The 18,285-nt window shown below is 57.4% G+C and carries 19 protein-coding genes; 4 read left to right on the top strand and 15 right to left on the bottom strand.

All coding sequences use genetic code 11. From position 1 onward, the window contains the following. Position 1: 1 nt before the first annotated feature. From ugpE to livK, 8 genes are all read right to left on the bottom strand, one after another. Positions 2-847: a sn-glycerol-3-phosphate ABC transporter permease UgpE gene (gene ugpE, locus A6013_RS20885; protein ID WP_069733687.1), complete on the bottom strand. Its 846-nt coding sequence runs from the start codon at positions 845-847 to the stop codon at positions 2-4. Beyond that, on the bottom strand, positions 844-1,731 hold the full coding sequence (gene ugpA / locus A6013_RS20890; protein ID WP_023618241.1) for a sn-glycerol-3-phosphate ABC transporter permease UgpA: 888 nt from the start codon (positions 1,729-1,731) through the stop codon (positions 844-846). Before ugpA ends, ugpE begins: the two co-directional genes overlap by 4 nt. A gap of 106 nt (positions 1,732-1,837) precedes the next feature. Then, complete coding sequence (gene ugpB, locus A6013_RS20895; RefSeq protein WP_023310025.1) at positions 1,838-3,154, bottom strand: sn-glycerol-3-phosphate ABC transporter substrate-binding protein UgpB; 1,317 nt, start codon at positions 3,152-3,154, stop codon at positions 1,838-1,840. A 256-nt stretch (positions 3,155-3,410) separates the two neighbouring features. Further along, positions 3,411-4,124 (bottom strand): high-affinity branched-chain amino acid ABC transporter ATP-binding protein LivF, encoded by a 714-nt coding sequence (gene livF, locus A6013_RS20900; RefSeq protein ID WP_008500102.1) that lies wholly within the window; start codon positions 4,122-4,124, stop codon positions 3,411-3,413. Between the two features lies 1 nt (position 4,125). Next, on the bottom strand, positions 4,126-4,893 hold the full coding sequence (gene livG / locus A6013_RS20905; RefSeq protein ID WP_028015149.1) for a high-affinity branched-chain amino acid ABC transporter ATP-binding protein LivG: 768 nt from the start codon (positions 4,891-4,893) through the stop codon (positions 4,126-4,128). Next, positions 4,890-6,167, bottom strand: coding sequence for a high-affinity branched-chain amino acid ABC transporter permease LivM (locus A6013_RS20910; protein WP_045631383.1), 1,278 nt, complete (start codon positions 6,165-6,167; stop codon positions 4,890-4,892). The genes livG and A6013_RS20910 overlap by 4 nt, the downstream gene beginning before the upstream one ends. After that, entirely contained in the window at positions 6,164-7,090 is a 927-nt protein-coding gene (livH, locus tag A6013_RS20915) for a high-affinity branched-chain amino acid ABC transporter permease LivH (RefSeq protein ID WP_028015147.1), read from the bottom strand. Before livH ends, A6013_RS20910 begins: the two co-directional genes overlap by 4 nt. 46 nt (positions 7,091-7,136) lie before the next feature. Then, positions 7,137-8,246 carry a high-affinity branched-chain amino acid ABC transporter substrate-binding protein LivK gene (gene livK, locus A6013_RS20920; RefSeq protein WP_028015146.1) on the bottom strand — a complete coding sequence of 370 codons (1,110 nt, stop codon included), beginning with the start codon at positions 8,244-8,246 and terminating at the stop codon, positions 7,137-7,139. 424 nt (positions 8,247-8,670) lie between these two features. On the opposite strand from livK, the gene panM reads away from it, so the two are divergent. Continuing rightward, entirely contained in the window at positions 8,671-9,054 is a 384-nt protein-coding gene (gene panM / locus A6013_RS20935; protein ID WP_045631384.1) for an aspartate 1-decarboxylase autocleavage activator PanM, read from the top strand. Between the two features lie 63 nt (positions 9,055-9,117). Here panM and livJ read toward each other — a convergent pair whose 3' ends face one another. The 6 genes from livJ to ftsY all read right to left on the bottom strand — a co-directional run bounded on the left by livJ (position 9,118) and on the right by ftsY (position 16,103). Continuing rightward, the gene (gene livJ, locus A6013_RS20940; RefSeq protein ID WP_072201786.1) at positions 9,118-10,218 is read right to left on the bottom strand and encodes a branched chain amino acid ABC transporter substrate-binding protein LivJ; all 1,101 of its coding nucleotides are present in this window, start codon (positions 10,216-10,218) and stop codon (positions 9,118-9,120) included. Between the two features lie 197 nt (positions 10,219-10,415). Then, complete coding sequence (locus A6013_RS20945; RefSeq protein WP_069733688.1) at positions 10,416-11,681, bottom strand: 4-aminobutyrate--2-oxoglutarate transaminase; 1,266 nt, start codon at positions 11,679-11,681, stop codon at positions 10,416-10,418. A gap of 136 nt (positions 11,682-11,817) precedes the next feature. Beyond that, positions 11,818-12,675 (bottom strand): RNA polymerase sigma factor RpoH, encoded by an 858-nt coding sequence (gene rpoH, locus A6013_RS20950; protein WP_028015143.1) that lies wholly within the window; start codon positions 12,673-12,675, stop codon positions 11,818-11,820. A gap of 251 nt (positions 12,676-12,926) precedes the next feature. Then, positions 12,927-13,982, bottom strand: a complete 1,056-nt coding sequence (gene ftsX, locus A6013_RS20960) for a permease-like cell division protein FtsX (protein WP_069733689.1) — start codon at positions 13,980-13,982, stop codon at positions 12,927-12,929. Continuing rightward, on the bottom strand, positions 13,969-14,640 hold the full coding sequence (ftsE, locus tag A6013_RS20965) for a cell division ATP-binding protein FtsE (RefSeq protein ID WP_003861525.1): 672 nt from the start codon (positions 14,638-14,640) through the stop codon (positions 13,969-13,971). The genes ftsX and ftsE overlap by 14 nt, the downstream gene beginning before the upstream one ends. A gap of 2 nt (positions 14,641-14,642) precedes the next feature. Further along, positions 14,643-16,103: a signal recognition particle-docking protein FtsY gene (gene ftsY / locus A6013_RS20970; RefSeq protein WP_063943953.1), complete on the bottom strand. Its 1,461-nt coding sequence runs from the start codon at positions 16,101-16,103 to the stop codon at positions 14,643-14,645. 127 nt (positions 16,104-16,230) lie between these two features. Here ftsY and rsmD point away from each other — a divergent pair, with 127 nt between their 5' ends. Together rsmD and A6013_RS20980 are read left to right on the top strand one after the other, a co-directional pair. Continuing rightward, complete coding sequence (rsmD, locus tag A6013_RS20975) at positions 16,231-16,833, top strand: 16S rRNA (guanine(966)-N(2))-methyltransferase (protein WP_028015140.1); 603 nt, start codon at positions 16,231-16,233, stop codon at positions 16,831-16,833. Beyond that, on the top strand, positions 16,817-17,098 hold the full coding sequence (locus tag A6013_RS20980) for a DUF1145 family protein (protein ID WP_014882110.1): 282 nt from the start codon (positions 16,817-16,819) through the stop codon (positions 17,096-17,098). Before rsmD ends, A6013_RS20980 begins: the two co-directional genes overlap by 17 nt. A 59-nt stretch (positions 17,099-17,157) precedes the next feature. On the opposite strand, the gene A6013_RS20985 is transcribed toward A6013_RS20980, so the two are convergent. After that, complete coding sequence (locus tag A6013_RS20985) at positions 17,158-17,514, bottom strand: DUF2500 domain-containing protein (protein ID WP_028015139.1); 357 nt, start codon at positions 17,512-17,514, stop codon at positions 17,158-17,160. Positions 17,515-17,643: 129 nt separating this feature from the next. Between A6013_RS20985 and A6013_RS20990 the strand changes: the two genes are divergently transcribed. Continuing rightward, positions 17,644-18,270: a lysoplasmalogenase gene (locus A6013_RS20990; protein WP_069733690.1), complete on the top strand. Its 627-nt coding sequence runs from the start codon at positions 17,644-17,646 to the stop codon at positions 18,268-18,270. Positions 18,271-18,285 lie beyond the last annotated feature (15 nt).

Genomic DNA, 18,285 nt, shown 5'->3' on the forward strand with positions numbered 1-18,285 from the left:
CTTATTTCTCGCTATCGACCAGGCCGCGGACAAACGCGCGCTGCATGGCTAAAACAATGACTACGGGTGGGATAAGGGTCAGCAGCATCGCCGCCATCACCTGGTTCCAGAGGGTGGTGCCTTCACCGATGGCAATCATGCCTTTGATGCCCGCCACGGCGGTGCCGAGGTTGACGTCCTGAATAATCAGCAGTGGCCACAGGTACTGGTTCCAGCCGTAGATAAAGGTGATCACAAACAGCGCCGCAAGGTTGGTTTTCGACAGCGGCAGCACGATGTCGCGGAAGAAGCGCATCGGGGAGGCGCCGTCGATGCGCGCGGCCTCAATCAGTTCGTCCGGCAGGGTCATAAAGAACTGGCGGAACAGAAAGGTGGCGGTCGCCGATGCCATCAGCGGCAGGGTTAAGCCCGCGTAGCTGTCCAGCATCTTCAGGTTGGCAATCACCTCCACCGTCGGGAAGATACGCACCTCCACCGGCAGCATCAGGGTGATGAAAATCATCCAGAAGAAGAGGTTACGCAGCGGAAAGCGAAACCAGACGATGGCGAAGGCCGACAGCATCGACACCGTAATTTTGCCCACCGTAATGCCGAACGCCATAATGAAGCTGTTGAGCATCATCAGCCAGAACGGCGCGCTATTGGCACCCACGCCCTGGGTCCAGATGGTTTTCATGTTCTCGAAAAGATGCCCGCCCGGGATCAGCGTCATCGGCGTATCGAACACTGCTTTGGTGTCCAGCGTGGCGGCGACAAAGGCCACGTACAGCGGGAACAGGATGACGATAATCCCTAAAATCAGCATGGTATGGCTGAAAATTGTCAGCCCGCGACGGTTCTCAATCATTGGTAGCGCACCTTACTTTCAACATAGCGGAACTGCACCACCGTGAGGATGATGACGAGGAACATCAGCACGACGGACTGGGCGGCAGAAGCAGAGAGATCCAGCCCCGCAAAACCTTCGCGGTAGATTTTGTAAATCAGCGTGGTGGTCGCCTGGACCGGGCCGCCCGCGGTGGCGGCGTCGATCACCGGGAAGGTGTCGAAGAAGGCGTACACGAGGTTAACCACCAGCAGGAAGAAGCTCACCGGGGCAATCAGCGGCAGGGAAAGCCTGAAGAAACGCCGAATCGGCCCTGCGCCGTCAATCGCGGCGGCCTCCACCAGTGAACGCGGGATGGACTGCAGCGCGGCAAAGAAGAACAGGAAGTTATAGCTGATCTGCTTCCACACCGAGGCGAACACCACCAGGAACATCGCCTGACCGCTGTTCTGGGCGTGGTTCCAGTCGTAGCCGAACTCTGCCAGGAAGTGAGTAATCAGCCCGCGTCCGGGGTTAAACAGGAAGATCCACAGCACGGCGGCGACGGCGGGGGCCACGGCGTAAGGCAGCAGCATCAGGGTCTGATACAGGCGGCTGCCGCGCACCACGTAATCCACCAGCGCGGCGAAAAACAGCGAGGCAACAAGGCCGCTCACGGTCACCAGCGCGCTGAACTTCATCGTCGTCCAGAAGGAGTCCAGGTAGTAGCTGTCATGGAATAGCGCGGTAAAGTTGTCCAGCCCGACGAACTGGCTGGAGAGCCCGAACGGATCGACGCTTTGTACCGAGTACCACAGCGCTTCGCCCGCAGGCCAGATAAAGAAGATAACGGTGATGACCAGCTGAGGCGCGACCAACAGGTACGGCAGCCAGCGGGAGCGAAACACCGGACGGGATGAGGACATGGAGATTGGGTTCCTGAACAATGCCGGGTGGCGGCTGCGCCTTACCCGGCCTGGATGGGGCACGTCGTAGGCCCGGTAAGCGCAGCGCCACCGGGCGAATCACAGATTACGATTTGGTCGACTGCTCAAAGCGGCGCAGCAGCTGATTCCCGCGCTCTACTGCGGAATCCAGCGCCTGCTGTGGCGTTTTCTTCCCGGTCCACACGCTTTCAAGCTCTTCATCCACGATGGTGCGGATCTGCGGCATGTTGCCCAGACGCAGGCCTTTAGTGAACGGCAACGGCGGCTTGTTCAGCATCTGACGCGTCGCGATGTCCGCGCCCGGGTTTTTGCTGTAGAAGCCCTGCTCGCGGGTCAGATCGTACGCGGCTTTGGTGATCGGCAGGTAGCCGGTCTTCTGGTGCCACTCGGCGGCATTTTCCGGCTTCGCCAGGAAATCCAGGAACTCGGCGACGCCTTTGTAGGTGCCCTTATCTTTACCCTGCATCACCCACAGGCTCGCCCCGCCGATGATGGCGTTCTGCGGCGCGCCTTTTACGTCGGCGTCGTACGGCATCATGCCCACGCCGTAGTTGAATTTGGCGTAGTGGCGGATATCCGCCAGCGAGCCGGACGAGGCGGTGGTAATGGCGCAGTCGCCGTTGTAGAACTTCTCGGTGGATTCGTCTTTCCGCCCGAAGTAGCTGAAGTCGCCCTTCTTGTTCAGATCGGCAAGCAGCGCAATGTGCTTCACCTGCTCCGGTTTGTTGAACTCGAGTACCGCATCGGTGCCATCGAAGCCGTTGTTTTTGGTGGCAACCGGCAGGCCGTGCCAGGCGCTGAAGTTCTCAATCTGGATCCAGCCCTGCCAGCCGCTGGCGTAGCCGCACTTCATGCCCGCCGCTTTCAGCTTCGCGGTGTATTCGGCCAGGTCCTGCCAGGTTTTTGGCGGCTGCTCCGGATCTAAACCGGCTTTTTTGAAGGCGTCTTTGTTGTAGTACAGCACTGGCGTGGAGCTGTTAAACGGCTGGGACAGCAGGTGACCGGTTTTGGAATCGGTGTAGTAACCCGCTACGGTCGGCACGAACTGGGATTCATCGAAGTTGATACCCGCCTCTTTGAACACTTCATACACCGGCTTGATAGCTTTCGAGGCCATCATGGTGGCGGTGCCCACTTCATACACCTGTAACAGCGCAGGCGCGTTGCCGGTACGGAAGGCGGCGATGCCCGCGCTCAGGCTCTGCTCGTAGTTACCTTTGTACACCGGCACAATTTTGTAATCCGGGTGGGTGTCGTTGAAACGCTGCGCCAGGGAGTCAACCTCTTTACCCAACTCCCCTTCCATGGAATGCCAGAACGGAATGGTGGTCACAGCCATTGCGTTCGTCGCAAAAGCCAGACCCAGTGCCAGACCCAAAGCTGTGTGTCGTAACGATGTCATTGTCATCTCTCTTATTGTGCCGGATGCGCGATATCACGCGTTTTATGCTCGCGAGGTAACATGACATGCTCGAATGACAGAAAAATAACTGTTTGTTTACAGATAAGTGACAGTAAAGGGTCAGGGGGATGATGGTTGTGTGAAGGGAATTAGGTGCTTCATTGGGTGCGGTCTGGTGCCCTCACCCCGGCCCTCTCCCACAGGGAGAGGGAGAAAACACTAAAAAAGGCAACTTGCGTTGCCTTTTTGCTTTTATCTACCCGCCTAAATACGCGCTCCGCACCGCTTCGTTCGCCAGCAGCGCGTCGCCGGTGTCTTCTAGCACCACGCGGCCGTTCTCCAGCACGTAGCCACGGTCAGCGAGCTTCAGCGCCTGGTTGGCGTTCTGCTCGACGAGGAAGATGGTCATCCCCTCTTTGCGCAGCTGCTCGATGGTGTCGAAGATCTGCTGGATGATGATCGGTGCCAGACCGAGCGACGGTTCATCCAGAAGCAGCAGACGCGGCTGACTCATCAGCGCGCGGCCAATCGCCAGCATCTGCTGTTCACCGCCGGACATGGTGCCCGCACGCTGGATGCGGCGCTCCCACAGACGCGGGAAGAGTTCGTACACCCACTTGATGCGGGTCTGGTATTCATCGCGGTGAGCGAAGAACCCGCCCATCGCCAGGTTCTCTTCCACCGTCATACGCGAGAAGACGCGGCGCCCTTCCGGGACAATCGCCACCGCCTCACGCATGATTCTGGCGGTCTGCCAGTCGGTAATGTCTTTACCATCGAACACAATCCGCCCGCTGGTGGCGCGCGGGTCGCCGCACAGGGTGCCGAGCAGCGTGGTTTTGCCCGCGCCGTTGGCACCAATCAGGGTGACGATTTCACCCTGATTGATGTGCAGGCTGACGTCGTGCAGCGCCTGGATCTTGCCGTAGTGCGCATTGACCTTGTCGAACGTTAACATCGCTTTTTCCATCTTATGCCTCACCAAGGTATGCGCGGATCACGTCCGGGTTGTTGCGGATCTCTTCCGGCGTGCCGTTTGCCAGCGGCGTGCCCTGGTTTACCACGTAGATACGGTCCGAAATACCCATCACCAGCTTCATGTCGTGCTCAATCAGCAGGATGGTGGTGTCGTGATGATCGCGCAGCTCGGCAATCAGCTCGTCCAGCTCTTTGGTCTCTTTCGGGTTGAGGCCCGCCGCCGGTTCGTCGAGCATCAGGATCTCCGGCTGGGTCACCATGCAGCGCACAATCTCCAGTCGACGCTGGTCGCCATAGGCCAGGTTGCTCGCCTGACGGTTGGCGTGCTGGAGCAGGCCGATACGGTCAAGCCAGGTGGCGGCACGATCGAGCGCCTCCTCCTGCGCGCGGCGGAAGGCCGGGGTTTTCAGCAGGCCGGAGAACAGGCCGGTTTTCAGCTGCTGATGCTGCGCCACCAGCAGGTTCTCAATCACCGTCATCTCGCGGAACAAACGCACGTGCTGGAAGGTACGCACCACGCCCATGCGGGCAATCTGCTGGCCCGGCAGCCCTTCCAGGTGCTGGTCGCGCAGCATGATGGTGCCGCCCGTCGGCTTGTAGAAGCCGGTCAGACAGTTAAAGACCGTGGTTTTCCCCGCGCCGTTCGGGCCAATCAGGGAGACGATCTCTTTTTTATGCAGGTCAAGGTTCACGTTGTTGACCGCCAGCAGGCCGCCAAAACGCATCATCAGACCGTTTACGGATAATAATGGCTGACTCATGCCTGCTCTCCTTTCGCTTCCACATTCTTAAGCTTCAGCTGTGGACGCGTCATCGGCAGCAGACCCTGCGGACGCCAGATCATCATCAGCACCATCAAACCACCCAGCATCAGCATGCTGTATTCGTTAAAGTCGCGCATCAGCTCGCGAGAGACCACCAGCAGGATGGCCGCGAGGATAACGGCGAACTGCGAGCCCATCCCGCCGAGTACCACAATCGCCAGCACAAAGGCCGATTCGGCAAAGGTGAACGACTCGGGGCTGACGAAGCCCTGGCGCGCGGCGAACAGCGTGCCGGCGAAACCGGCAAACGCGGCGCTGATGGTGAACGCGGTCAGCTTGATGCGGGTCGGGTTCAGGCCCAGAGAGCGGCAGGCGATCTCATCTTCGCGCAGCGCTTCCCACGCTCGGCCCAGCGGCATGCGCAGCAGGCGGTTGATCACAAACAGGGTGATGACCACCAGCAGCAGCGCCACCAGGTAGAGCCAGATCACGCGGTCGGACGGGTCATATTTGATGCCAAAGAAATTGCTGAAGGTATCCCAGCCGCCTTCGCGGGCGGTACGGCTGAACTCCAGGCCAAAGAAGGTCGGTTTTGGGATCTGGCTGATGCCGTTCGGGCCGCCGGTCACTTCGGTGTTGTTGAGCAGCAGGATACGGACGATTTCACCGAAGCCTAAGGTCACAATCGCCAGGTAGTCACCGCGCAGGCGCAGCACCGGGAAGCCGAGCAGGAAGCCTGCGGCGGCAGAGACCAGCCCCGCCAGCGGCAGGCAGGTCCAGAAGCCCAGGCCGTAATAGTGGTTCAGCAGCGCGAAGGTATACGCGCCGATAGCGTAGAAACCGCCGTAGCCCAGCACCAGCAGACCGGACAGCCCCACCACCACGTTCAGACCGAGGCCGAGGATCACATAAATCATGGTCAGGGTGGCGATGTCCACCGTGCCGCGCGACACCATAAACGGCCACGCCACGGCAGCCACCAGCAGCGCCACGAGGAACAGCTTCTGTTTGACCGTTGTACCGTCGATCGCCGGCAGGACGAATTTCGGTCCGGAGACATTTTTCAGCGTTTTCTGGAACAGCGGGCGCAGCAGCTGGAACAGGAACACCACGGCGGTGCCGATAAAGACCCACTGCCAGCGAATATCAGCTGCAGTATCGACAACGAGTTTGGTGCCATTCAGCTCAAGCTGGACGCCCATAAAGACGCTGGCCAGCACGAAGAACATGGCGGCAGAGAGCAGCGCCATTGCAAAATGCATCGGTTTCATACTTTCTCTACCTCCGGACGGCCCAGAATACCGGTAGGCATCACCAGCAGAACCAGAATCAGCAGGGCAAACGACACCACGTCTTTATATTCGGTGCTCAGGTACGCCGAGGAGAGCGCTTCCGCCACGCCCAGGATCAGGCCGCCAATCATCGCGCCCGGAATGCTGCCGATGCCGCCCAGTACCGCCGCGGTGAAGGCTTTCATCCCGGCCATAAAGCCGATGTACGGGTTAATTACGCCGTAGAACTGGCCGAGCAGCACGCCAGCCACCGCCGCCATCGCCGCGCCAATCACGAAGGTCAGGGCGATTACGCGGTCGGTGTTGATGCCGAGCAGGCTCGCCATCTTCAGGTCTTCCGCACACGCGCGGCAGGCGCGTCCCATGCGGGAGTAGCGGATGAACAGGGTCAGGGCGAGCATGGCGACAAAGGTCACGACCCAGATCACCAGCTGCATCGTGGTAATAGAGGCAGAGAAGTTTTCGCTGGCCCCCACAATCCACTGGCCGTTAAACAGGCTAGGCAGCGCCACGTCGCGCGAACCTTCGGTCAGGCTGACGTAGTTTTGCAGGAAGATCGACATCCCAATCGCGGAAATCAGCGCAATAAGACGCTTGGAGCTGCGCACCGGCCGGTAGGCCACGCGTTCGATGCTCCAGCCGTAGGCGCTGGCGATCACGATCGCGCCAACAAACCCGGCGGCGACCAGCAGCCAGCTGCTGTCGATGCCCATCATCATCAGCGCGGCGATAATCATAAAGGAGACGTAGCTACCGATCATGTACACCTCGCCGTGGGCGAAGTTGATCATGCCGATAATGCCGTAAACCATCGTATAGCCGATGGCGATCAGCGCGTAGGTGCTTCCCAGCGTGACGCCGTTAAACATCTGCTGCAAAAAGTAGAGAAACTGCTCGGACATATGCAAACCTTTTTATACCCGCCCGGTGAACCGGGCGGTGGGATAATTATTTGGCGACCGAGGACGAACCGTCGGCGTGCCACTTAAAGACACCAAACTCAAATCCCTTCAGATCGCCTTTCTCATCCCAGTTCAGCGGCCCAATCACGGTGTTCGCCCCGTGTGCTTTTAAATCTTTCACCAGATCCAGCGGCTCTTTGCTGCCGGTACGCTCCAGTGCGGTTGCCAGAGACTGCACAGCCGCGTAGGTGATCCAGACGTATGGACCACTCGGATCTTTCTTCTGCGCCTTGAGCGCATCCACGATAGCCTTGTTGGCCGGATCCTGGTCATAGCGTTTTGGCATCGTCACCAGCATGCCTTCGGCAGAATCCCCTGCGATGTTTGACAGGGAGGCGTTGCCCACGCCCTCTGGCCCCATAAACTGGGTTTTCAGACCGGTGGCGCGCGCCTGGCGCAGCATCTGGCCCATTTCCGGGTAGTAGCCGCCGTAGTAGACGAAGTCGATGTTCTCTTTTTGCAGACGGGCGATCAGCGCGGAGAAGTCTTTTTCGCCTGCGGTAATGCCGTCGAAGAAGACGATGTTCGCGCCGCCTTTTTTCAGGCCGTCCTGCACGGAGCGCGCCAGGCCTTCGCCGTACTGCTGCTTGTCATGAATGATGGCGATACGCTGTGGCTTAACGGTCTCGAGGATGTATTTGGCCGCGGTTGGCCCCTGGGAGGAGTCCAGCCCGGCGGTACGCATGATGTGCTGGTAGCCGCGCTGCGTCAGCTCAGGGTTGGTGGCGCCCGGAGTGATCATCAGAATACCTTCGTCTTCGTAGATATCGGACGCGGGCTGGGTGGAGGATGAGCACAGGTGGCCGATGACGTACTGAATCCCGTCGTTGACGATTTTGTTGGCGACCGCAACGGCCTGTTTCGGATCGCAGGCGTCGTCATACTCCACGCCTACCAGCTTGTCGCCCTTGATGCCGCCTTTGGCGTTGATGTCTTTGATGGCCTGACGCGCGCCGTTAAACTCCATGTCACCCCACTGGGCAACAGGGCCGGACATCGCACCGACTACCGCAACTTTAATCTCTTCCGCCATGGCCGCATGCGAGATCGCCAGTGCAACCATTCCCGCGATAAATGTCTTCGCGTTCCTTTTCATCTCAGAATCCCCATTCGTGATGTCGTGTTTATATTTTGTTTTATTATGGTTAAAAAGCATTCTGTACTTTTAATGAACAACGCTATTTTTACCAGTGCCTTTAATGGTTTAGCGCAGTTTTTTGTCAAAAACCAGACTAAAATCTCTATTTTTCAGGCGATTAAGGAAAGATAATATTCTGAAATCAGGCAGAGATAAACAAATAAAAGTGCAGTTTGTAGCATAAAATAACGGTACAAAGCGCCGAATAAATCACTGCCATTCAGGTTAAAATTCTGCTTATTTTTCGATCCATGTGTTTTCACACTGCCCATTGCATTGCTAAAAAACTAATCACCTGGTTAATGAGAATAAAAAGAGGAAGCCGCTGAGTGAATAAATTGAGTACACTGCCTCTACTCAATTTGATTTGGACAAGCTGCTAATGAAACTGACTATCGTGCGTCTGGTGACCTTTAGCGACCAGGATCATATCGACCTGGGCAAGATCTGGCCGGAATATTCCCCTTCGTCGCTGCATGTCGACGAGAACCATCGCATTTATGCCGCGCGCTTCAACGAGCGCCTGCTGGCCGCGGTTCGCGTGACCCTGAGCGGCACGGAGGGAGCGCTGGACTCGCTGCGCGTGCGTGACGTGACCCGTCGTCGCGGTGTGGGACAGTATTTAATTGAAGAAGTGATCCGCGAAAACCCGAACGTAAACTCATGGTGGATGGCCGACGTGGGCGTGGAAGACCGCGGCGTGATGGCAGCGTTTATGCAGGCGTTAGGGTTTACGGCGCAGGAGAGCGGGTGGGAGAAGCGCTAAAAGAAAGCCGGGTGGCGGCTGCGCCTTACCCGGCCTACAATTTCTACCGCATTTTCCCAGGCATTATTTGGCGTCAGTTGCCGTTCCGTTCGCATGCCAGTCAAACACGCCGAACTCAAAGCCCTTCAGATCGCCCTTTGCGTCCCAGGAGAGCGGCCCCATCACGGTTTCCACCGTGTTGGCTTTCAGCCAGGTGGCAATCTCAGCCGGATCGGCTGACTGATTCAGACCCGCCTGCAAAGACTGCAGCGCTGCGTAGGTTGTCCAGACGAACGCGCCGCTTGGATCCTGCTTCTTCGCCTTGATGGCATCTACGATAGGTTTGTTCGCTGGCACCTGGTCGTAGTTCTTCGGCTTGGTCACCAGCAGACCTTCGGCAGATTCACCCGCGATGTTAGACAGGGAAACGTTCGCCACGCCTTCCGGGCCCATGAACTGGGTTTTCAGACCCGCCGCGCGCGCCTGGCGCAGGATCTGGCCCATTTCCGGGTGGTAGCCGCCGTAGTAAACGAAATCGATATTCTCTTTCTTCAGACGCGCCACCAGGGTGGAGAAGTCTTTCTCGCCGGCGGTGATCCCGTCAAAGAAGACCACGTTGGCATTGCCTTTTTTCAGACCGTCCTGCACCGCACGGGCCAGACCTTCACCATACTGCTGTTTGTCGTGAACAATCGCGATACGCTGCGGCTTCACTTTTTCCAGAATGTACTTAGCCGCCGTTGGGCCCTGATCGGAGTCCAGGCCGGTGGTACGCAGAGTCAGCTTGTAACCGCGCGCGGTCAGCTCCGGTGCGGTCGCAGCCGGGGTGATCATCAGAATACCTTCGTCTTCGTAGATGTCAGACGCGGGCTGAGTAGAAGAGGAGCACAGGTGACCGATAACGTATTTGATGCCGTCGTTGACCACTTTGTTCGCCACCGCGACCGCTTGCTTCGGGTCACAGGCATCGTCGTATTTTACGATCTGCAGTTTTTCGCCCTTGATGCCACCCTTAGCATTAATGTCTGCAACCGCCTGTTCTGCGCCCGTAAATTCCTGGTCGCCGTACTGTGCTACCGGACCGGACATTGCGCCCACCACGGCCACTTTAATATCTGCCTGCGCCATGGTGCTGAATGCCAACGCGATACATCCTGCCAGTAACGCTTTACCCTTCATGTTCATCCTGAGATTCCCCATTATTATGGTTATTACGATTGTTGTGATGTTGTTGTGCAGCGCTTTATTTCAGTTATTGGTGTGCTGTTCGCGCTTTTTCAGCATACTCTGCTAAAACATACCCCATTTTTATGATTTTGGAATAGCTAATTTGAAATGAATATATGATAAGCCCGACAGGATTTACCGCCGGGCTGGTGGCTTTAACGTGTCAGCGACGCGGAGATAATGTCCAGCGCTTTACGGAACTGCGCTTCGGGGATGGTAAGCGGATAAAGGAAGCGGATCACGTTGCCGTAAACGCCGCAGCTCAGGAGCAGCAGCCCTTCGTTCAACGCGCGCTCCTGCACCTGACGGGTAAATTCCGGCGACGGTTGTCCGGATTGCGGATCGTTAAACTCCACCGCGACCATCGAGCCCTGGGCACGGATGTCGGCGATGAACGGGCAGTTTTCCTTCGCTTTGTTGAGCACTTCTACCAGATGATGGCCGAGGTGCGCCGAGCGCGTGCAGAGATCTTCCTCATCAATCACGTCCAGCACCGCGTGGGCCGCGGCAATCGCCAGCGGGTTACCTGCGTAGGTACCGCCCAGACCGCCAGGTGCAGGCGCGTCCATCACCTCGGCGCGGCCCGATACTGCTGAGAGCGGCATCCCGCCCGCGAGGCTTTTTGCCATGGTGATCAGGTCCGGCTTCACGCAGTGGTGTTCCATCGAGAACAGCTTGCCGGTGCGGGCGAAGCCGCTTTGCACCTCGTCGGCAATCAGCAAAATCCCGTGGGTATCGCACAGGGCGCGCAGCGCCTGCATAAAATCAGCGGGCGCAATGTTGAACCCGCCCTCCCCCTGAACCGGTTCGAGAATAATGGCCGCCACCTGGTCTGGGGCGATATCGGCCTTAAAGATGCGCTCCAGGCTTTTTAATGCTTCCGCCGTGCTGATGCCGTGCAGATCGTCAGGGAATTGAGCGTGGTATACCGAACCGGGGAACGGGCCGAAACCCAGCTTGTACGGCGCGACCTTACCGGTCAGCGCCATGGTCATAAAGGTGCGCCCGTGGAACGCGCCGCCGAAGGTGATAAGGCCGGGGCGTCTGGTATACGCGCGGGCAATTTTGACCGCGTTTTCGACCGCTTCAGCACCCGTCGAGAAGAAGGCGGTTTTGGCCGGGCCGTCAATCGGCACGCGCTGGTTGATGCGCTCGGCAAGCGCCACATAGCCCTCATACGGCACAATCTGGTAGGCCGTGTGGGTAAAAGCGTGGAGTTGTTTTTCGATAGCGGAGATAACTTTGGGATGGCGATGGCCAGTATTCAGCACCGCGATCCCGGCGGCGAAATCGATGTACTCATTGCCTTCCACGTCCCACACCGTGGCGTTTTCGGCTTTATCAGCATAGAAGTTACACATCACGCCGATGCCGCGCGGCGTCGCCTGTAAACGCCGGTCGTTCAGTTCGTTATTTTTCACCCTGACCCCCTGAGAAAATCGCCTGCTTAGCGCATCAGTAAGTGTTTGCCAGGGGGGAGAAATTCGCCAGAGCGGGCGCTAAAAAAACAAAACCCCCGAATTTGCATTCGAGGGCTCTCGGTGTACTTCGCGGTAATTACGCTTCGATAGCGGCGCGAAGTTTTTTCATGGCGTTCTTTTCAAGCTGACGGACACGTTCCGCAGAAACGCCGTAGCGGTCGGCCAGCTCCTGCAGCGTGGACTTGTTGTCTTCGTCCAGCCAGCGGGCGCGGATAATGTCCTGGCTACGCTCGTCGAGGCCTTCCATCGCATGGGTCAGCTTGTTCGCGGCCTGATCTTCCCAGTTGTCCTCTTCAATGCCGTCGGCAAAGTTAGAGGTTTTATCCTGCAGGTACAGAACCGGTGCCATCGGCTGGCTGTCAGATGCGTCGTCGTCGGAGGACATATCAAAGGTCATGTCCTGCGCGGCCATACGGGATTCCATCTCACGGACGTCTTTGCTGGATACACCCAGCTCGCGCGCCACCATTTCCACTTCATCCTGATTGAACCAGCCCAGACGCTGCTTGGTTTTACGCAGGTTGAAGAACAGCTTACGTTGCGCTTTTGTCGTGGCGACTTTCACGATACGCCAGTTGCGCAGCACGTATTCATGAATTTCTGCTTTGATCCAGTGTACGGCGAAGGAGACCAGTCGCACGCCCACTTCCGGGTTAAAGCGACGTACAGCCTTCATCAGGCCGATGTTACCTTCCTGAATCAAGTCCGCCTGCGGCAGGCCATAGCCCGCATAGTTACGAGCAATGTGAACAACAAAGCGCAGGTGAGACAGGATCAGCTTTTTCGCTGCTTCCAGATCGCCCTGGTAATGCAGCTTTTCAGCAAGCTCCTTTTCTTCCTCGGCCGTTAACATCGGCCAGGTGTTCGCAGCCCGGATGTAAGATTCCAGGTTACCAACAGGGGCTAAAGCTAAAGTTTGCATTTCTTTGGTCATTCATTCCTCTCAATGTTTCTTCTGGTCCAGGCTGTCCCCGTCAGGCAACAACCATGCCAAAGCGTTTGAGCAACGAGATTAGCATTCACTCTTTTATCAGACAGTGATTTTATCCACAAGTTCCAGGTGCAACGGTGAATAAATTACGCACAAAATGTGACATGGAGATGATAACAGGGGAAGAGACAACAGGGACGCTTTCCCTGCAGAGCGAACATCTCGGTGCAGGGAAAGATTATATCACGCTTTTATTAGTCGGGAGTAAAGTGGCGTAAATGTTGAACCGTTGCCAGCCATGCGGCAATCCAGCCGATCATGGAGCACACCAGCAGCAACAGCAGGCATTCATCAAAGCCTAAGCCACTGATATCAAACTTAGTTCCGAAAACCTGCGCCACTTCTGTGACGGCAGACGAAAGCCGCATCACCAAAATTTCTGACAATATCAGTGAAAGAAATGCGCCGGAGAAACCGAGCAGTGCGCCACCGTAGAGGAACGGACGCAGGATGAAACCATCTGTTGCGCCAATCAGTTTTTGCACGTTGATGGTATCGCGACGCGCAAAGATGCTCAGACGCACGCTGTTACCGATGACGAGGAACACCGCCGCCACCATCAGCACGCCGATCATCGCCGACACGCGCCCCACCAGCCCGGTCAGCGCCGCAAGACGGGCAAACCAGCTGTCGTCCATGCGCACTTCATCAATCCCGTTGATGCGTGTGATGCGGTCGCGCAGGGTGTTGAGCGAATCGGTACCCTGGAAATCCAGCTTCGGGATCACCACCGCCACGGCGGGCAACGGGTTCTCTTCCAGCATGTCCAGCGCGCCGCCAAAGCCTGACCAGTTACGGAACTCGCCCAACGCTTCTTCACGGGAGAGATAATTCACCTTCTCCACGCCCTGCTCGGCCTGGATTTGCCCGACCACCTGCGCCGCCGCGTTATCGTCGAGCGCTTTATCCAGATAAACGGTGATCTGCGGTGACGGGTAATACTGCGACGCCGCCTGGTTGACGTTCTTATAGACCATGTAGCAGACGCTTGGCAGGGTCAGGGAGATGGCAATCACCATCACCGTCAGGAACGTCGCCAGCGGTTTGCTTTTCAGGTCCTGCAGCGCGCCGTGGAAGGCGTAGCGCACCTGTTCGTTAAACACGTTGGTCTTGCGGGAGACCGGTTTCGGCGCCGCTTTCTGGCGCTTAGGCGCATTACGATTGCCGTCACCGCCGCCCTGCGGCTTACGGAAACGGTCGAACCGGTTCCCGAACTGCCGAATCTGGTTCATTGCATCACGCTTGTTCACCGTGGCCTCCGTGCAAATGCCCGTCGCTCAGGGTCAGCATGCGGTACGAACGACGGGAAATCAGCCCCATGTCGTGCGTCGCCATCAGTACCGTTACCCCTACGCGGTTGAATTCCTCAAACAGACGCAAAATCCCTTCGGACAGGGCATCGTCCAGGTTACCGGTCGGTTCATCCGCCAGCAGTACGGCAGGCTTGTTCACCACCGCGCGGGCGATGCCCACACGCTGCTGTTCACCGCCGGAAAGCTGGATCGGGAAGTTCTTCGCTTTGTCCAGCAGCCCGACCTTGTCCAGCGCCGCAGAGACGCGACGGCGGATATCGTCATAGCTGGCGCCGGCAATAATCAGCGGGATCGCCACGTTATCGAAAACGGTGCGATCCATCAGCAGGTGGTGATCCTGGAAAATCATGCCGATCTGACGACGCAGAAACGGCACTTCACGGTTTTTCAGACGGCTAATTTCGTGGCCGCTGAACCAGATTTTCCCGGCGCTTGGCCGTTCGATCCCACAGATAAGCTTGAGCAGGGTACTTTTCCCCGCGCCGGAATGGCCGGTCAGGAATGCCATCTCGCCTGGCTGCAGGTGGAACGTCACCCCCTGCAGCGCTTGTCTCCCACCGAGATAGGCCTTGCTGACGTGTTCAAAGCGAATCATTGTTAGTCCTCTCGGGCAAATAATGCCTCAATAAAGTCGTCCGCCTTAAACGGACGCAAATCCTCAATACGCTCGCCCACACCGATGTAGCGGATAGGAATGCCGAACTGGTCGGCCACGGAGAAGATCACCCCGCCTTTCGCGGTGCCGTCCAGTTTGGTCAGCGTGATCCCCGTCAGCCCTACCGCTTCATGGAACAGCTTCGCCTGGCTAATGGCGTTCTGTCCGGTGCTGGCGTCGATAGTCAGCATAATTTCATGCGGTGCATCTTCGTCCAGCTTCTTCATGACGCGAACGATTTTCTTCAGCTCTTCCATCAGGTGCGATTTGTTTTGCAAACGCCCTGCGGTGTCGGCAATCAGTACGTCCACGTTGCGCGACTTCGCCGCCTGGATGGCATCGAAAATCACGGATGCGGAATCTGCGCCGGTGTGCTGGGCAATCACCGGAATGTTGTTGCGCTGGCCCCACACCTGGAGCTGCTCAACCGCTGCCGCACGGAAGGTATCGCCCGCCGCCAGCATCACCGATTTGCCCTGCTGCTCAAACTGGCGCGCCAGCTTGCCGATGGTGGTGGTTTTACCCACGCCGTTAACGCCAACCATCAGAATAACAAATGGCGTTTTGCCTTCAATATTAAGCGGTTCGTCAACTTTTGCGAGAATTTCACCCATCTCGTCTTTCAGCAGGCCGTACAGCGCCTCGGCGTCGCGCAGCTGTTTGCGGCTCGCCCCTTCGGTCAGGTTGGCGATGATCTTACGGGTAGTTTCCACGCCCACGTCCGCAATCAGCAGCTGCTCTTCCAGCTCTTCAAACAGATCGTCGTCGATCTTCTTGCCGCGGAAAAGACTGATAAATCCGGAACCTAAGTTTTCTTTGGTTTTGAGCAGGCTGCGCTTCAGGCGCGCGAAGAAACCTTCTTTGGTCGGTTTTTCCTGCTCCTGAACGATCTCTTCTTCGGCCTGCTCTTCCACCGGCACGACGATTACCGCTTCTTCAGCCGCTTCCGCCGCCAACGCCTGAGCTTCCAGCTCTTCGTCGGTCAGCTCTGGCTCAAGTGCCGCCTCTTCTTCCACCGCCTCAACGATTTCAACGGTTTCCGCTTCAGCCTGCCACTCTTCGGCAGAAACCTCTTCAGCTTTAACCTCTTCGGGCAGCGGCAGCGTTTCGTGTTCGATAGCGGCCTGCGGCGCTTCGGTAAGGGTTTCTACGATAACCGGCTCTGGCTTCTCGCTCTCCTGAACCTGCTCAGTGACCTCAACCACCTCTTCAGCAAAGGATTCAATCTCTTCTTTGCTGTGCGCTGGTTCTTCCGCTTCGACAACCGCAGCGGTTTCGACAGGCGTTTCAGGCTGTGACTGCTCTTCTACAACCTGTTGCTCTTCGGTTTTCTGTTCTGTTTCTTGCTCTTTTTCACCGAAACCCAACCAGGAAAAGAAGCCACGTTTTTTTTGTTTTGCCATCTGCGACTACACTCCTCGCGGCGCTATATACAGGGAAGCTAAAAAAATGATGAAATAGTCTAACACTTTACTTAATTGACATCACCGCCCGCAATCGCAGGGCTATGGTTAACAGAGCTTTCCAGAGATGAAGAAACCCACCCGCGCCCCGGCCGGTCAAATTCGCATTATCGGCGGCCAGTGGCGAGGCCGGAAATTACCGGTGCCGGACAGCCCCGGTTTACGCCCTACAACCGACCGCGTTCGCGAGACGCTGTTTAACTGGCTTGCCCCATCAATGGTAGACGCCCACTGCCTGGACTGCTTCGCCGGAAGCGGTGCCTTAGGGCTGGAAGCGCTGTCGCGCTACGCCGCCAGCGCCACGCTGCTGGAGATGGAGCGCGGCGTTGCGCAGACGCTGCAGCAAAATCTGGCGACGCTGAAGGCGACGAATGCGAAAGTGGTCAACACCAATACGCTGAGTTTCCTCGCGCAGCAGGGTACGCCGCATAACGTGGTCTTTGTCGACCCGCCGTTCCGCAAGGGGTTGCTGGAAGAGACGTTATCCCTGCTGGAGCACAATGGCTGGCTGGCGGATGACGCGCTGATTTATGTAGAAAGCGAAGTGGAAAACGGCCTGCCACCCGTTCCCGTTCACTGGGATCTGCACCGCGAGAAGGTCGCAGGCCAGGTGGCTTATCGTCTGTATCACCGTCAGGCACAAGGAGGATCCGATGCCGGTACTGATTAACCTGGGGCGCTTGCTGATGCTGGGCGTCTGGGCATTTTTGATTTTGAATCTGGTGCACCCGTTCCCGCGCCCGTTGAACATCTTCGTTAACGTGGCGCTGATTTTCACCTCGTTCATGCACGCCCTGCAGATGGTGATGCTGAAAAACGGCCTGCCGAAAGATGGCCCGCCGATGACCGGCTGGCAGCAGCTGCGGGTGTTTATTTTCGGCGTGTTTGAACTGCTGGTGTGGATGAAGAAGTTTAAGGCGCAGGTGAAGAAGTAAGGTGCGGTGTGATGCCCTCACCCTAACCCTCTCCCACGGGAGAGGGGACCGATCGCGCATTATTCAGCCCTAAAACCTACAAAACGCGACCCTTTATAGCTCAGCGTGCCTTTCTCTCCCACCGTCAGCTGATGGTACTGCTGCGCCTCCAGGCGGAAGGTCATCTCCAGACCGCCGGTTTCCGGCTTAAAGCTGGCTTCATAGCGCATGCCGGTGCCCGCAGGCGTCACCTGCTGCTGGCGAGAGCGGCGGTCGTTAAGCGGTTTCTCGCGTTTGTTCGCCACCACTACGCGCTTTTGCATCAGCGGCGCGGCGTCGTTGTCCGCCTTTTCGCGGCGCTGCTGCACGAAGCGAAACGAGGCGGCAATGACGATAATCGCCACCACGATAATGAAAAACAGCGGCATCTTGCTCATTGAAACATCCCATCAGATTATGCGGAATTCAGGATACCTCGCCTGCCCCGGCATTGCCAAACGCCCGCTCGCGTCACTACACTGGATCAGAAACTGATTATTCAGCCTCAACAGTTACAGGGAGTTAATATGCTTTGGTCATTTATCGCTGTCTGTTTTTCCGCATGGCTTTATGTCGATGCGTCCTATCGCGGTCCAGCCTGGCAGCGCTGGTTGTTTAAACCCGTCACGCTGCTGTTGCTTCTGCTGCTCGCCTGGCAGGCTCCGATGTTTAACGCCATCAGCTATCTGGTGCTCGCCGGGCTGTGTGCCTCCCTGATTGGTGATGCCTTAACCCTGCTGCCGCGTCAGCGCCTGCTGTATGCCGTGGGGGCATTTTTCCTCTCCCATCTGCTGTATACCATCTACTTTGCCAGCCAGATGACGCTCTCCTTCTTCTGGCCGCTACCGCTGGTGCTGCTGGTGATTGGCGCGCTGCTGATTGCGGTGATCTGGTCGCGTCTGGAAGAGATGCGTCTGCCGGTATGCACGTTTATCGTCATGACGCTGGTGATGGTGTGGCTGGCCGGTGAACTATGGTTCTTCCGCCCGACATCTCAGGCGATGTCCGCGTTCTTCGGCGCGGCGCTGCTGTTAATCGGTAATATCGTCTGGCTGGGCAGCCACTATCGCCGCCGCTTCCGCGCGGATAATGCGATTTCGTCCGCCTGTTACTTTGCCGGGCACTTCCTGATCGTGCGTTCATTGTATATCTAAATAACGCTTGACTCT

Source organism: Enterobacter sp. IF2SW-B1 (genome assembly GCF_001743375.1).
GTDB lineage: Bacteria > Pseudomonadota > Gammaproteobacteria > Enterobacterales > Enterobacteriaceae > Enterobacter > Enterobacter bugandensis.